The organism is Psychrobacter sp. 1Y4 (assembly GCF_051847555.1).
The window spans coordinates 1-1045 of record NZ_JBPYDE010000159.1 but is presented as its reverse complement, the minus strand read 5'-3'; the positions used below and the strand labels follow the sequence as shown (position 1 = coordinate 1045).

The following is a 1045-nucleotide window of genomic DNA, read 5'->3' as shown; positions in this document are numbered from 1 at the left end:
CATGGAACTTTCCGCTACATTTAACCCAGCGCTCTATTGCACCAGCATTAGCACTTGGTAATGCTGTTGTGCTCAAGCCTGCGAGCGACACACCAGTAACGGGCGGTTTACTGTTAGCTAAAGTATTTGAAGAAGCGGGTTTGCCAAAAGGTTTGCTAAATGTCGTGGTCGGCTCAGGTAGTGAGATAGGCGACGCCATCGTCGAGCACAAGGCGCCAAGTTTAGTATCATTTACAGGCTCAACCTCAGTGGGTAAACACATCGGCGAGCTTGCGAACGGCGGTGAGTATATCAAGCAAGTGGCGCTTGAGCTGGGTGGTAATAGTCCATTTGTGGTATTAAAAGATGCTGATATCGAGCAAGCGGTGAAAGCGGCTGCCTTTGGTAAATTCTTGCATCAAGGCCAAATCTGTATCGCGATTAACAGAGTTATCGTAGAAGATGAGATATATGATGATTTCGTAGAGCGTTTCTTGGCACACGTCAAAACATTAAATGTCGGTGACCCAAGTAAGCAAGATACGGCTGTTGGTCCTATCATCAATGAAAAACAAGTTAAATCGCTTAAAGAGAAAATCGCCCAAGCACAAGAGGAAGGCGCAAAAATGATACTAAGTGGCGAGATCAAAGGCCAAGTAGTACCGCCTCACATCTTTACTGAAGTCACTCGCGAGATGGATCTATCATGTAATGAAGTGTTTGGACCATTGGTTGGTATCATTCGTGCCAAAGACGAAAACGATGCATTATCAATCGCCAATGACTCTATGTATGGCCTATCTAGTGCCGTATTCACTGCTGATATGCAAAAAGGTCTGCGTTTCGCTCGCGGTATCAGAGCAGGTATGACCCATATCAATGACATCTCAGTGAACGACGAAAGTAACACGCCGTTCGGTGGTGAGAAAAACTCAGGTATCGGTCGCTTTAACGGTGAGTGGGTACTAGAAGAGTTCACCAGAACACATTGGATCTCAATGCAAAACGAACCACGTGAGTATCCGTTCTAATAGCATTGCACTACGATAAACAATAAAAAAAGACC

1 protein-coding gene is annotated in these 1045 nt (G+C 45.3%); it reads left to right on the top strand.

The window, feature by feature from the left end:
• Positions 1-1010 (top strand): aldehyde dehydrogenase family protein (locus ACS8FC_RS14970; protein WP_439297354.1); only part of this gene is annotated, 1010 nt, incomplete at its 5' end.
• Positions 1011-1045 lie beyond the last annotated feature (35 nt).